This window comes from Vibrio sp. McD22-P3 (assembly GCF_021568915.1).
GTDB lineage: Bacteria > Pseudomonadota > Gammaproteobacteria > Enterobacterales > Vibrionaceae > Vibrio > Vibrio mediterranei.
The window spans coordinates 80,126-93,272 of sequence record NZ_JAKGTN010000011.1; the positions used below are offsets into that span (position 1 = coordinate 80,126).

General features: G+C 45.3%; 15 protein-coding genes. 9 read left to right on the top strand and 6 right to left on the bottom strand.

The window, feature by feature from the left end; all coding sequences use genetic code 11:
• Positions 1-12: 12 nt before the first annotated feature.
• The 7 genes from L2W36_RS14280 to L2W36_RS14310 all read left to right on the top strand — a co-directional run bounded on the left by L2W36_RS14280 (position 13) and on the right by L2W36_RS14310 (position 5,274).
• On the top strand, positions 13-762 hold the full coding sequence (locus L2W36_RS14280) for an electron transfer flavoprotein subunit beta/FixA family protein (RefSeq protein WP_107307453.1): 750 nt from the start codon (positions 13-15) through the stop codon (positions 760-762).
• Between the two features lie 27 nt (positions 763-789).
• A complete protein-coding gene (locus tag L2W36_RS14285) occupies positions 790-1,734 on the top strand; it encodes an electron transfer flavoprotein subunit alpha/FixB family protein (RefSeq protein WP_236110362.1) in 945 nt (314 codons plus the stop codon).
• 238 nt (positions 1,735-1,972) lie between these two features.
• Positions 1,973-2,716, top strand: a complete 744-nt coding sequence (locus L2W36_RS14290) for a class I SAM-dependent DNA methyltransferase (RefSeq protein WP_236110363.1) — start codon at positions 1,973-1,975, stop codon at positions 2,714-2,716.
• Between the two features lie 149 nt (positions 2,717-2,865).
• Positions 2,866-3,312: an ACT domain-containing protein gene (locus L2W36_RS14295; protein ID WP_236110364.1), complete on the top strand. Its 447-nt coding sequence runs from the start codon at positions 2,866-2,868 to the stop codon at positions 3,310-3,312.
• Positions 3,296-3,724 (top strand): NUDIX hydrolase, encoded by a 429-nt coding sequence (locus L2W36_RS14300; protein ID WP_236110365.1) that lies wholly within the window; start codon positions 3,296-3,298, stop codon positions 3,722-3,724. The genes L2W36_RS14295 and L2W36_RS14300 overlap by 17 nt, the downstream gene beginning before the upstream one ends.
• Before the next feature lie 53 nt (positions 3,725-3,777).
• Complete coding sequence (locus L2W36_RS14305; RefSeq protein WP_236110366.1) at positions 3,778-4,821, top strand: NAD(P)H-dependent flavin oxidoreductase; 1,044 nt, start codon at positions 3,778-3,780, stop codon at positions 4,819-4,821.
• An 84-nt stretch (positions 4,822-4,905) separates the two neighbouring features.
• Positions 4,906-5,274 (top strand): MmcQ/YjbR family DNA-binding protein, encoded by a 369-nt coding sequence (locus tag L2W36_RS14310; RefSeq protein WP_062458875.1) that lies wholly within the window; start codon positions 4,906-4,908, stop codon positions 5,272-5,274.
• 17 nt (positions 5,275-5,291) lie between these two features.
• Here L2W36_RS14310 and L2W36_RS14315 read toward each other — a convergent pair whose 3' ends face one another.
• From L2W36_RS14315 to L2W36_RS14335, 5 genes are all read right to left on the bottom strand, one after another.
• A complete protein-coding gene (locus L2W36_RS14315; RefSeq protein WP_236110367.1) occupies positions 5,292-6,440 on the bottom strand; it encodes a dihydrolipoamide acetyltransferase family protein in 1,149 nt (382 codons plus the stop codon).
• Positions 6,437-7,435: an alpha-ketoacid dehydrogenase subunit beta gene (locus L2W36_RS14320; RefSeq protein ID WP_236110368.1), complete on the bottom strand. Its 999-nt coding sequence runs from the start codon at positions 7,433-7,435 to the stop codon at positions 6,437-6,439. The genes L2W36_RS14315 and L2W36_RS14320 overlap by 4 nt, the downstream gene beginning before the upstream one ends.
• Positions 7,428-8,519 carry a pyruvate dehydrogenase (acetyl-transferring) E1 component subunit alpha gene (gene pdhA, locus L2W36_RS14325; protein ID WP_096442610.1) on the bottom strand — a complete coding sequence of 364 codons (1,092 nt, stop codon included), beginning with the start codon at positions 8,517-8,519 and terminating at the stop codon, positions 7,428-7,430. The genes L2W36_RS14320 and pdhA overlap by 8 nt, the downstream gene beginning before the upstream one ends.
• Positions 8,520-8,882: 363 nt before the next feature.
• Positions 8,883-9,269: an SMU1112c/YaeR family gloxylase I-like metalloprotein gene (gloA2, locus tag L2W36_RS14330; protein WP_236110369.1), complete on the bottom strand. Its 387-nt coding sequence runs from the start codon at positions 9,267-9,269 to the stop codon at positions 8,883-8,885.
• Between the two features lie 22 nt (positions 9,270-9,291).
• Positions 9,292-10,215, bottom strand: coding sequence for a LysR family transcriptional regulator (locus L2W36_RS14335; RefSeq protein ID WP_198558893.1), 924 nt, complete (start codon positions 10,213-10,215; stop codon positions 9,292-9,294).
• Between the two features lie 165 nt (positions 10,216-10,380).
• Between L2W36_RS14335 and L2W36_RS14340 the strand changes: the two genes are divergently transcribed.
• Positions 10,381-11,574 (top strand): glycine C-acetyltransferase, encoded by a 1,194-nt coding sequence (locus tag L2W36_RS14340; RefSeq protein ID WP_006072831.1) that lies wholly within the window; start codon positions 10,381-10,383, stop codon positions 11,572-11,574.
• A gap of 52 nt (positions 11,575-11,626) precedes the next feature.
• On the top strand, positions 11,627-12,658 hold the full coding sequence (gene tdh, locus L2W36_RS14345) for an L-threonine 3-dehydrogenase (protein WP_006072830.1): 1,032 nt from the start codon (positions 11,627-11,629) through the stop codon (positions 12,656-12,658).
• 69 nt (positions 12,659-12,727) lie between these two features.
• On the opposite strand, the gene L2W36_RS14350 is transcribed toward tdh, so the two are convergent.
• Positions 12,728-12,985, bottom strand: a complete 258-nt coding sequence (locus L2W36_RS14350) for a putative hemolysin (RefSeq protein ID WP_006072829.1) — start codon at positions 12,983-12,985, stop codon at positions 12,728-12,730.
• Positions 12,986-13,147: the final 162 nt, after the last annotated feature.

A 13,147-nucleotide genomic window follows, 5' to 3' on the forward strand; every position in this document is an offset into this window, starting at 1 on the left:
CAAGGAGTCGGTATGAAGGTGTTAGTTGCTGTAAAGCGTGTCGTTGATCCCTATGTAAAAGTTCGTGTCCTTAAAGATGGTAGTGGCGTTGAAACCGCTAACGTCAAAATGTCGATGAATCCTTTCTGTGAGATTGCTGTGGAAGAAGCCATAAGACTTAAAGAGTCTGGCTCTGTAGACGAAGTAGTGGTCGTGAGTATTGGTGATAAGACAGTGCAAGAAACGTTGCGCAATGCCCTTGCTTTGGGAGCTGACAGAGCGATCCATATAGAAGCGGCAGCATCACCTGAGCCTTTAGCTGTAGCAAAAATCTTGAAAGCGATGGTTGAGAAAGAACAGCCAACATTGGTTCTACTAGGTAAACAATCGATCGATACGGACAACAATCAAGTTGCGCAAATGCTAGCGGCTTTGACGAGTAGACCTCAAGGAACGTTTGCCTCGCAAGTCATACTGTCGGGTGAGCATATTGAAGTCACTAGAGAGATAGACGGGGGACTGGAGACCTTGAAACTGACATTGCCAGCCATCATCAGCACTGATTTGAGGTTGAACGAACCTCGTTATGCGTCCTTACCCAACATCATGAAAGCCAAACGCAAGCCACTCGATGTTATTGATGTTGATTCATTAGGCGTGGATTTGATGCCAAAACATCAGGTGATAGAAGTCTTGGCACCCAAAGCGCGTCCAGCAGGCGTGAAAGTCACAAATGTAGATGAGCTGATCGATAAGTTAACAAATGAAGCGAAAGTACTTTAAGCCGAAGAGTATCAAGGGGAGATAATTATGGATACGCAAATTCTTGTTATTGCAGAGCACGATAACCACAGCGTAGCGCTTGATACCTTTAAAACGCTATCCGCAGCGGCGCAAATAGGTGGTGACATTTCGGTGCTTGTCATGGGGTATCAATGTCAGGAGGTAATAGAGCGTATTGGCCACTGCGATATCGTCAAGCAAGTGATCGTCGCCGACGATGAACAATTTAGTCATTTACTTGCTGAGAACGGAGCACCAATAGCGGTGCAGCTTGCCAAAGACTTTACACATATTTTGGCTCCAGCGACGACATTTGGGAAAAATCTGCTGCCACGTATTGCTGCGCTGCTCGACGTCGGCCAGCTATCTGATGTCGTGGAAATTGTGACGGCAGATACGGTTATCCGTCCAATTTATGCCGGTAACGCGCTAGCGAAAGTGAAGTCGACAGAGGAAAAAATACTCATGACGATACGCGGTTCGGCGTTTGAAGCAGTGGGGCATGACCCCGCGAATCAAGCGACAGTGATAATGGTCGGCGGTCATGATGTTGGGAATGGTCTTTCTGCATTTGTCTCTCAGCAACAAAATGAAAGTGAGCGCCCTGAATTGGCGGCTGCTCGTGTTGTTATTTCAGGTGGGCGTGGCGTAGGCAGTAAAGACAACTTTACTTTGGTGGAACAGCTCGCTGATAAACTCGGTGGTGCTATTGGTGCGTCGCGAGCTGCGGTTGATGCAGGGTTTGTTTCAAATGACCTGCAAGTTGGTCAGACGGGCAAAATAGTCGCACCGGATTTGTACATTGCTATCGGTATTTCAGGTGCAATCCAACATATGGCAGGGATGAAAGACTCTAAGGTGATCGTCGCGATAAACAGTGATCCTGAAGCACCCATTTTCCAAGTTGCGGACTATGGATTAGTAGGGGATTTGTTTGACATTATGCCGGAGCTTATCGACAAAGTACCTTAAGAGCTTAGGTTAAAAACAAAGTCGCTACTTTGCTGTTAGGACAATTCCTACAGCGCGTATGAGGTTGGTTGTTACTCGATAATGTATTTCCAATATATTGAATAGTAAAGACTATTTTGCTCTTAAAAATGAATTGGTAGAGAAGTTGTTTTTGGGTGCTAACTTTTTGTTATGAATATCGTTGATTTCGTATAGGATGCGCCACCCGCAGTTTTTCGTCGGCAACGACTAGGCAAACATGTCCGCCAATTCTCTCTATACTGACCTTTCTGGTTACTACGACCTAATGTGTGTCGATATTGATTACCAAGCGCAGAGTCATAACGTAAAACGATTGCATCAATTGTTTGGAAACCAAGGAAATACTCATCTTGATTTAGCATGTGGCACTGGCCCTCATGTCCGTCACTTTATTGATTATGGTTATCAAAGTAGTGGTTTGGATATCAATCAACCTATGTTGGATTTCGCGTCGGTTAGATGTCCGGAAGCTCAGTTTTCGCTACAAAATATGAGCGAATTTACTGTTACACAGCCACTTGATTTGATTACCTGTTTTCTCTATTCGATTCACTACTGTGACGGGATAGAAAGGCTTAAACAGTGCATCAATAGTGTATTTAATGCTCTGTCAGTCGGTGGCGTATTTTGCTTCAATGCGGTTGATAGGTTAAAAATCAATAACCATTCTTTTGTTCAGCATTCCGTAGAGAGCGAAGGCAGTAAATTCACGTTTCGTTCAGGTTGGTATTATGAAGGCCAAGGTGAGCGTCAGGCGCTTAAGCTTAACATTGAAAAAAACACAGGTGACGAAACGCAAAGTTGGTTTGATGAACACCCGATGGTGGCTTTTACTATCCAAGAACTAAAAGCACTATTAGAACCGCTATTCGACGTACACCTGTTTGAACATGACTATGAAAAAATCACGCCTTGGGATCAGCAATCGGGCAATGTTCTAGCGGTTTGCGTTAAGAAGTAACAGCGTCGTGCTAGGTTTCATCGAGAGTAAATAAATCAAAGCTCGTTAAATATGCAACCTAGCTATCATATTGAACACCCTTAACTTGAAGCGAGTGCACTTCGCTTGCAGGATAATGCACTCTGTTTTAAGTCACTAAGGAATGTTTGATGGCTGGTATTACCGAGCTAGAGCAGTTATTGAGCTCTATGAGTCCATGTCTTCTCGAAGACGAAGTCGTATTCTGTCATGTGAAAGGGGCGCTTAAGGAATATACAAAACTCGAGTTGATTGCTACCTTCATTGAAGCGGAAGGCCTCACACTTGTCCTACCTAAAGCCGAAGCTGTCAAAGCGAAATTGAGTTTTGAGTCAGTATTTCAACAAATTACGCTTAATGTTCATTCTAGCCTTGAAGCTGTAGGTCTAACCGCAGCCGTCTCCTCAAAATTGGCGGACAAAGGCATTAGTGCCAACGTCATTGCTGCCTACTATCACGACCATATTTTCGTGCCATCACTAGAAGCTCAAAAAGCTTTACTAGCTTTACTAGCTTTACAAGAGTTTAGTGACGACAAATCCAGCAATGATGGAGCATCTAATGACCGCTGCCATTAGAGCGAAAGCCGTTTGCCTTTTTCGACATAACGGAAAGGTGTTACTTGCAGAAGGTTACGATCCTGCAAAAGACCAGCACTACCTGATCCCCGTTGGTGGTGGCATTGAGTTTGGTGAAACGTCGCGAGAGGCCGCTGAACGAGAAGTAAAAGAAGAAATCGGCGCAGATGTAACCTCCCTTGAACTTCTTGGCGTTAGTGAGAACCTCTTTACCTTCGATGGACGCTCTGGACATGAGATTGTGTTTGTCTATCAGGGGCGATTTGTTGATCAAGGTTTCTATCAAAAGACGCATGTCGACGGGATTGAAACTAATGGAGTGGAATTTGTCGTTAAATGGGTTGAAGAAAGCGAGTTATTAGCAGGAAAGATACCGCTGCATCCAGACGGTATCTTAGAAATGTTACGCTGAGGATAGCGAGAGAAAACGACTGGATAGATGAACAAATTAACAAGGAAATGAATATGAAACAAAGGACGTTTTCATCATGGCTGCATACTGAGCTGCCAATCATTCAAGCGCCTATGGCCGGAGTACAAGACAGTAAGCTTGCGATAGCAGTAAGCGAAGCTGGTGGTTTAGGCTCTATACCTTGTGGCATGCTTTCTAAAGAGCGTATTGTAAAAGAATTAGAGTCCATTACAGCAGCGACCGATAAACCCTACAATCTCAATTTTTTCTGTCACTCAATGCCTAACTTTGATCAAGAACGCCAAGCTCAGTGGCGTAATCGACTTGCACCCTATTTTGAAGAGTTGGAACTCGATATTGCCATTCAACCTAGCATGGCAACGCGCATGCCATTTAGCAAGGATATCGCTGATGCTATTGAAGCATTTAAACCTCCTTACATTAGTTTCCATTTTGGGCTGCCGAACAAGGCTCTTATAGAACGAGTAAAAAGCTGGGGGACATGTATTTTATCTTCGGCGACTACCGTCGAAGAGGCGATTTGGTTAGAGAATAACGGAGCGGATGCGATTATTGCTCAAGGAGTGGAAGCGGGCGGTCATAGGGGAATGTGCTTAACGGATGATCTTGCTACTCAATTACCAGTCGAAGATCTTATCAAGAAAATTGTTGAGAATGTCACTGTACCCGTTGTGGCGGCTGGAGGCATCAGTACTGCTGACAAGGTTGAACACGCGTTTAACATAGGTGCAGAGGTAGTTCAGGTGGGGACCGCGTTTCTATTGTGTGACGAGGCCACGACATCGGCTTTACATCGTGATGCTATCAAAAGTACTCAGTCTCAGCATACTGCAATTACCAATGTATACTCGGGCCGACCGGCACGAGGAATAGTCAATCGTGCAATGAGGGAGCTAGGTTTCGTCACACAGGAAGCACCACAATTTCCCTATGCGTCTATCGATATCACACAGCTCAGAGGACAGGCGGAGCAGCAAGGTAGTGCAGACTTCTCGCCGCTTTGGTGTGGAGAAAGCACTGAGGGTTGTAAGGAAGTATCGGCAGCGCAGATACTCAGAGATCTCGCTAGAATCTGATTAACCAGCGTAATATTGCGATAAACCTTATTTGTTCATAAATCATGGCTATTCATAAACTCGAATTACTATAGGGAACCCACAATGGATTACGACCAATTCAACGAATTTTGCGGCGCTTTCCCAGCGACCAGTCATGTTATTCAATGGGGCGATGCTCATGTTTGGAAGGTCGGAGGTAAGGTCTTCGCTATTGGGGGCTGGAACAAAGAGAGCGGGGCTGCGTTTACTTTCAAAACGTCGGATTTGAATTTTGATTTTCTTAGTGACAGTGAAGGCTATCGGCCTGCGCCGTACTTTGCGAGTCGTGGAATGAAGTGGATACAGCAGGTGGAGACATCAGGTCGACTTGACGAAGAATTACAATATTACCTTAAAGAATCATATCGGCTGGTGGCGTTAGGTCTAAGTAAGAAAAAACGTGGTGAGCTAGGTATCGTGATTGACGGCTAACTCACCCCGTTTAACGTTTAGTCAATGGTTGGCCGCTGCAAGTGCTCAACCAGTACTTTGACGAATCGTGCTGCTTCGCCACCAGTACAGGCTCGATGATCGAATGTGATCGACAAAGGTAGCGCTTTGATGACTGTTGGCTGACCGTTTTGTAAAACTAGTTTCTCGATAATTCGACCAGCTCCTACAATAGCGACTTGAGGCGGTGAGACGACAGGGGTCGCGAAAATTCCAGCAATGGCACCAAAGTTCGACAGTGTTATCGTCGCGTGTTGTAGTTGTTCTCTGCCTATTCGCCTAGCTCGAATGCCCTCTACAGTTTCATTTAACCAGTGGCGAATTCCTTGTTGGTCAAAACTGTCGGCGTTCCTGAGTACTGGCACATACAATCCATGGCTACTATCTACCGCGATTCCGATATTCACTTTGCTATGAACACAACGTGTCATTGTATCGGCATCAAACCATGCGTTTAAAGCCGGCTCTTTTTGGCAAGCAAAGACAACAGCTTTAATTAAACGGCCGGAAATATCCTCTTTTTGTGACCAATTGGACAACAACGCCTCTTCAGTGATCGTCACGGAAGCAACGTTGTGATGTGAATCCGCCATAGTGCCGACCATGGTGCGTCTTGCACCTTTAAGTACTTCCGTACCTGGTGTTTGTCGGTCGAGTTCGTTGTAAATATCTGTGTCAGTAATAACACCGTCGTGCCCGCTACCTTTCACCTTTAATAGGTCAACACCGAGCTTCTTAGCGAGAAGCCGAGCAGACGGCATCGCAGTGACCGTTTGTTCAGAGTTTGAATGGTGAGCAGGCCCAACCCAAAAGTCATCAACTTCAACGTGGTGTGTGTGGTTTGATACATTGCCAACAACGGTTGCTGCATCGCTTGATGTGGCTTTAGAGTGGGTGGCAGACGCTTCCGTGACCACTTCTTCAATCTCAATCAGCAAACTGCCGATGTTGATGACGTCACCTTCCTCCCCATGACGGCTGACGATTTTCCCACTGTAAGGTGCTGGCACTTCTACAACGGCTTTCGCGGTTTCGACGGTTAAGATCACCTGATCAACGTCTACATGTTCACCAACGTTAACATGCCATTGAACAATTTCAGACTCAGCGAGTCCTTCCCCTAAATCTGGTAATAAAAATGACTTCATTTCCAGCCCTCCACAAGTTCGCGTGCGGCAAGTGTGATGTCTTGTTCTTGAATTAAGAAATAGTCTTCGTTTTTGTAATATGGCATAACGGTGTCGAGCCCAGTAACACGCCTAGGTGGGGCTTTGAGAAGACACATAGAATGTTCGGAAACTCGAGTAATGATCTCCGCTCCGACACCACAGCTTTGGCTTGCTTCATGGACGACAAGTAAACGTCCGGTTTTTTCCAGTGATTTAATAATGGTGTCCATATCGAGAGGCTTTATACTCGCGAGATCGATGACTTCTGCTTCAATTCCTTGTTCCGAAAGCGATTGGGCGGCTTGCAGGGTTTCAACTACACAAGCTCCCCAAGTGACGACCGTGAGATCTCGTCCTTTTCTTAGTGTGTAGCAGGTATCAAGAGGCAGAGCTTGTCCATCGTTTACTACGGGTGATTTGACTGTTCGATAGATTCGCTTTGGCTCGAAAAACATTACAGGGTCGTTACTACGAATCGCAGCTAGCAGAAGTCCGTATGCTCGTTGAGGAGAGGAGGGAACGACGACCTTTAATCCAGGAATATGAGCAAACAGGGTTTCGATGCTTTCAGAATGATGCTCAGGGGCGTGTATGCCGCCACCAAACGGTGCCCGAAATACCGCAGGGCAGGTTAACCGACCTCTAGTGCGGTTTCTCATTCTTGCAGCATGACAGATGAGGTGTTCCATCGCAGGAAAGACAAAGCCCTGAAATTGAAATTCCGCAATAGGTCTTAACCCTTGTGTTGCCATGCCAACTGCAACACCTCCTATTAGGGCTTCGGCAAGAGGAGTATCAATCACCCTTCTTAATCCAAATTTCTCTTTTAAACCGACAGTAGCGCGAAACACACCGCCGTTGTCTCCAACGTCTTCGCCTAGTAGCACGACGTTTTTGTCGTGCTCCATTTCATAATGAAGTGCCAAGTTAACCGCTTCAATAAGCGTGATTTCGGGAGTTTGTTGATTAATCATGTTTGCCTCCCTGCATTCGCAACGTCTTATTAATCAGCGTATCTCTTTGCGGTGCTAGCTCGCTTGTTGGGGTTTCGTAGAGATAATCGAACGCCGACTCAGGTGGTTGAGGTGGGGTGGCTAAATAACGAGTAACAGCTTCTTCAACGATGGTTTTGGCTTCTTGAGCCAGTAACTGTTCCTGTTCATCAGACCAAAGGCTTCGCGCGATTAGATAGGATTTTAGACGTTTTATTGGTTCATAGTCCCACGCTTGTTGTAGCTCTGAATCACTACGGTAACGACTAGCATCATCAGCGGTAGTATGGTCACTTAGTCGATAGCTGATAGCTTCAATCAAAGTGGCTCCTTTGCCCTTTCTAGCTCGATCGACCGCTTGTAAAATGGTGTCATACATCGCAATAACATCGTTGCCGTCTACTGTCAGGCCAGGTAATCCAGCTCCAACCGCTTTGTCTGCTAAAAATTCTGCGCCACATTGTAGCGAGCGAGGGACCGAAATCGCCCATTGGTTATTGTTGACGACAAAAATCAAAGGAATGTTCCATGCACCTGCACAGTTGAGTGATTCCAAGAAGTCGCCTTTAGATGTGGCTCCATCTCCACAAGTCACCAAAGCGACATCGTGGTTCCCCTTAATTTTTAACGCGGACGCCACTCCTACGGCATGAGTGCATTGTGTGGCGATAGGAACGCAGAAGGGAAGATCGGTGCATGGTGAGCCATCATCAAATTCGAAATCACTGCCTCGCTCATCGCCTCCCCAGTATTGGAGATTTTTCTCTATAGCGATACCACGAACCCAGAGAGCGGGCATATCACGGTAATAAGGAACAAAGACGTCTGATCTTGTGAGAGCGTGACCGATGGCGATACCGATGGCTTCTGCGCCAAGATGGGAAGGGTAGGTACCAAGTTTGCCGGTTCGCTGAAGAGCAACGGCTTTTGCATCGTATGTTCTCGCAACTACCATGTCGCGATAGAACTGAAGTAAGGTGTTCTCATCTGCCCAGTGGGGCAACGGCTTAACGAGATTACCTTGGTAGTCGATAAAACGATGCATGGGTAATGCTTGTACGTTCATCTCGAACTCCTTTTCGCACGCTCTGATAAGAGCTAGTGCTAGAAAATCCCAGGGTACAACCTTGATTTTTGTTTTCAGACATGATGGTAATCGTCTGAAGACAAAAGAATCATTGATACTATAAGTGTAATCAAATTGTTAAAAAGTGCCGCATTTAGATGCCCTGATACTAGTAAAATTAACCTTACAGGGGTACTTATGTGAATTAATATATGGAATTGAAAATAAAATCTGGGGATATCGACTGGTTTTGAACGAGCGCGATTGTTTGGTGTGATATATGTCACTGGTATTACCTGTTGTAATTTCATGTAGAGGTTGGGCAACTACAACAGGTTTTCTGCCATATGTGGGTCTTGAGCTCTAGATCTCTTCACATAGCTCGAGTGGTAGACCGTCAGGATCTTGGAAAAACGTAAAACGCTTACCAGTGTATTCGTCAATTCGTATTGGTTCTACGTCAATATCATTTGCTTTTAGATAATCGGCAATTTGCTCTAGTTTGGTGACATTAAATGCTAAATGTCTTAAACCCATAGCTTCTGGAAAGCTAGGACGTTCAGGAGCTCCAGGGAAAGTGAACAGCTCAAGTTGCGTGCCATCAGGTAAGGCGAGATCTAGTTTGTAGGAGTCTCGATGTTCGCGATAGTTCTCGTCGATGATTTCCAGCTTTAGTATGTTGACATAAAAGTGTTTCGACTTTGCGTAGTCGGAACAAATGATGGCGGTGTGATGGATCCCATTAAGCATTTTGTCTTCCGTCGTTGATTGGTTAATTGGTTAGCTTGGATGGCAGTTCCTTGACGACATAGTCAATAAACACGCGTAAGCGGGCCGGCATATACTTGGTTTGTGCGTATTGGAGTGCAACGGCTCCATGGTAGTTACTCTTGATGGTCCAATCCGAGAGGACGGGCACAACACTGCCATCTTCTATGGCTTCAGAAATAACAAAATCATGAAATATTCCGATGCCGAGACCTTGTTTAACGCCATGGAGGCGCATCTGAGAGTGGTTGATGGCATAGCGTCCCGCTACTTTCACAGTATGAAACTCATCGTCTTTGAGAAAATCCCAAATGTTGTCGCGTTCCGTTTCAGCAAGGTAGAGGCAGTCATGTTTTTCAAGATCACTTGGTGTATGGGGCAGTCCGCGCTTAGCAATGTAATCGGGACTGGCACACAGTACGAGGTTAGTTGGTCCTAACTCTTTCATAACCAGGTTTTCGTCTGGTTTGTCAGTAAGTTTGAATGCAACGTCGATGCCCATGCGCAACAGGTCGATTTCGCCATCAACGGCGCGAACTTTCAATTGAATTTCCGGATATCGCACTAGGAAGGGAGTAATAAAAGGTTGTAATACCGAGTTAAGAAACGCTTCCGGTGCGGCGACAGTAATAGACCCGCTTGGCTCAGTATGGTCGGATTGAGAGACGTCAATGGCCTGTTGTGCCGCGTTCACCATTAACACACTTTGGTCGTAAACCTTTTGCCCAGCCTGAGTGATAACCAACTTGCGCGTAGTGCGCTCAAACAACTTTGCCGATAGCGCGCTTTCAAGACGAGTAATGGTTTTAGATAGCGCAGACGGCGTGACCCCCAGCTTTTTTGCGGCGGCGGTAAAACTGCCTTCGTTTACTACCAAAATAAAAGATGCGAGGTCAGGTAATAAACTCAATAGCTTATGGCTGAACATTATTGTTGCCTCAGATTCACTAATGGTTTTCCATCTTAAGGGATAATCGTTTGCACCACAATGAACTAAAATGATTCCAATCTAGATATAAGGCGAATCAATACGCTGTAAATATCACCTCCCTACATAACCTATTGATAAATAGGATAGAAAAAGGAATCCACTATGTCTTCTGCGTTTTATAAGCAAATCCAAGAGCAAATTGAAGAAGTAAAAGCTGAAGGACTTTATAAGTCTGAGCGCATCATCACTTCTCAACAACAAGCGGCTGTTGAAATCTCAACAGGTGAAGAAGTACTAAACTTCTGCGCGAACAACTATCTTGGCCTTGCAAACCATCCTGCACTTATCGACGCTGGTAAAGCGGGCATGGATAAAAACGGCTTTGGTATGGCTTCAGTTCGTTTTATCTGTGGTACTCAAGACATTCACAAAGAACTTGAGCAGAAACTGTCTACATTCCTAGGTAAAGAAGACACTATCCTTTACACATCATGCTTCGATGCAAACACAGGTTTGTTCGAAACTATCTTGGGTAAAGAAGATGCCATCATTTCTGATGCGCTAAACCACGCTTCTATCATTGATGGTGTCCGTTTGTGTAAAGCAATGCGTTACCGTTACTCTAATAACAATATGGAAGAGCTTGAGCAGCAGCTGATCGCTGCTAACGAAGCAGGTGCTCGCCATAAGCTAATCGTAACTGACGGTGTATTCTCGATGGACGGTGTGGTTGCAAACCTTCCTGCAATCTGCGATTTGGCAGATAAATACGATGCGCTAGTGATGGTTGATGACTCTCACGCAGTTGGCTTCATGGGTAAAAACGGCGCCGGTACACATGAGTTTCACGACGTTGTAGACCGTATCGACATCATTACTGGTACGCTAGGTAAAGCGATGGGTGGTGCATCAGGTGGCTATACTTCTGGTAAGAAAGAAGTGATTGACTGGTTACGTCAGCGTTCACGTCCATACCTGTTCTCTAACTCTGTAGCACCAGCTATCGTCAATGCGTCTATCCGTGTTCTAGATTTGCTACAAGAGAGTGGTGACCTACGTGAACGCCTATGGGAGAACGCTGCTCATTTCCGTACTCGTATGGAAGGTGCTGGTTTCACTATGGGTGGTGCCGATCATGCAATCATTCCAATCATGCTAGGCGACGCGAAAGTGGCTGCAGAGTTTGCTGAGCGTGCGTTAGCGAAAGGTATCTACGTTATTGGTTTCTCTTTCCCAGTAGTACCTAAGGGCCAAGCTCGTATTCGTACTCAAATGTCTGCGGCTCATTCTCGTGAGCAACTTGACCGCGCTATCGATGCATTCATCGAAGTTGGCAAGGATATGGGTCTTATCTAAGGTTTTTAGGGTTTCGGGTTTAGAACCTGAAACCTGTCTTTAAGGTTACATTATGAAAATTAAAGCGCTATCTAAGCTAAAGCCTGAGCAGGGCATTTGGATGACCGAAGTGGACAAGCCTGAACTTGGTCACAACGACATTCTAATTCGTATTAAGAAAACGGCAATTTGTGGTACTGATGTACACATCTATAACTGGGATGAGTGGTCACAAAACACGATTCCTGTTCCTATGGTTGTCGGCCACGAATATGTAGGTGAAGTAGTTGGTATTGGCCAAGAAGTTCGTGGCTTCGAAATTGGCGACCGCGTATCTGGCGAGGGTCACATTACTTGCGGACACTGTCGTAACTGCCGTGGCGGTCGTACTCACCTATGCCGCAACACAGTTGGTGTTGGTGTAAACCGCACTGGTGCGTTCTCTGAATACTTGGTTATTCCAGCGTTCAATGCGTTTAAGATCCCTGAAGGTATCTCTGACGACCTAGCATCTATTTTTGACCCGTTCGGAAACGCTGTTCACACTGCGCTGTCTTTTGACCTAGTTGGTGAAGATGTACTGATTACAGGCGCTGGCCCTATCGGCATTATGGCCGCTGCGGTTGCCAAGCACGTAGGTGCGCGCCACGTAGTTATTACAGACGTTAACGAATACCGTCTAGATCTTGCAAGACAGATGGGTGTAACACGTGCCGTAAACGTTGCAAAAGAAAACCTAAAAGATGTGATGGCAGAACTAGGCATGACTGAAGGCTTCGATGTAGGTCTTGAAATGTCTGGTGTTCAAGCGGCATTTAGTTCAATGCTTGAAACCATGAACCACGGTGGTCGTATCGCACTACTAGGTATTCCACCATCAGACATGGGTATCGATTGGAACCAAGTGATCTTCAAAGGTCTGGTGATCAAAGGTATCTACGGCCGTGAAATGTTCGAAACATGGTATAAGATGGCAAGCTTGATTCAATCTGGCTTAGATCTGACGCCAATTATCACTCACCATTATAAGATTGATGATTTCCAAGAAGGCTTCGACGTCATGCGCAGCGGGCAGTCTGGAAAAGTTATTCTCGATTGGGAATAACTTTAAGGCATATTGTGAAATAAAAGAGCCAGAGATAATTCTCTGGCTCTTTTATTTAATAAATAGCGACTAATTGTTTTGCTCTTTATCTCTATTTTCGTAGTAGTCCCAAACGGTGTAACGTTCGTCGTCAGAGATAACGCAATAAGGTACACGTTTACCTTCTTCTGAGAATCTTTCTAATTTATGTCCTTGCTCAACGCAGTAAACATAAGCAGGGTCACTTTCAACCGTTATTTCGTCTACATCATATTTATCTGGCTCGCTCGCACAACCAGCCATAACTCCCACCGCTAATGCGCCAATCACCCATTGTAACTTTTTCATTCTTTCTCCTAGTTGGAATTCACGCTTTGAGTTAAGTGTAGGAGATTTCAAAGGAAAAGTGTTTTGATTGAGTCAAATTATTCAATATTTTATGAGAATGACCGGTCAATTGTCGTTTCGTTCCCAAAATTCCTACAAACGGTGCTTCATTGATTAAATAAG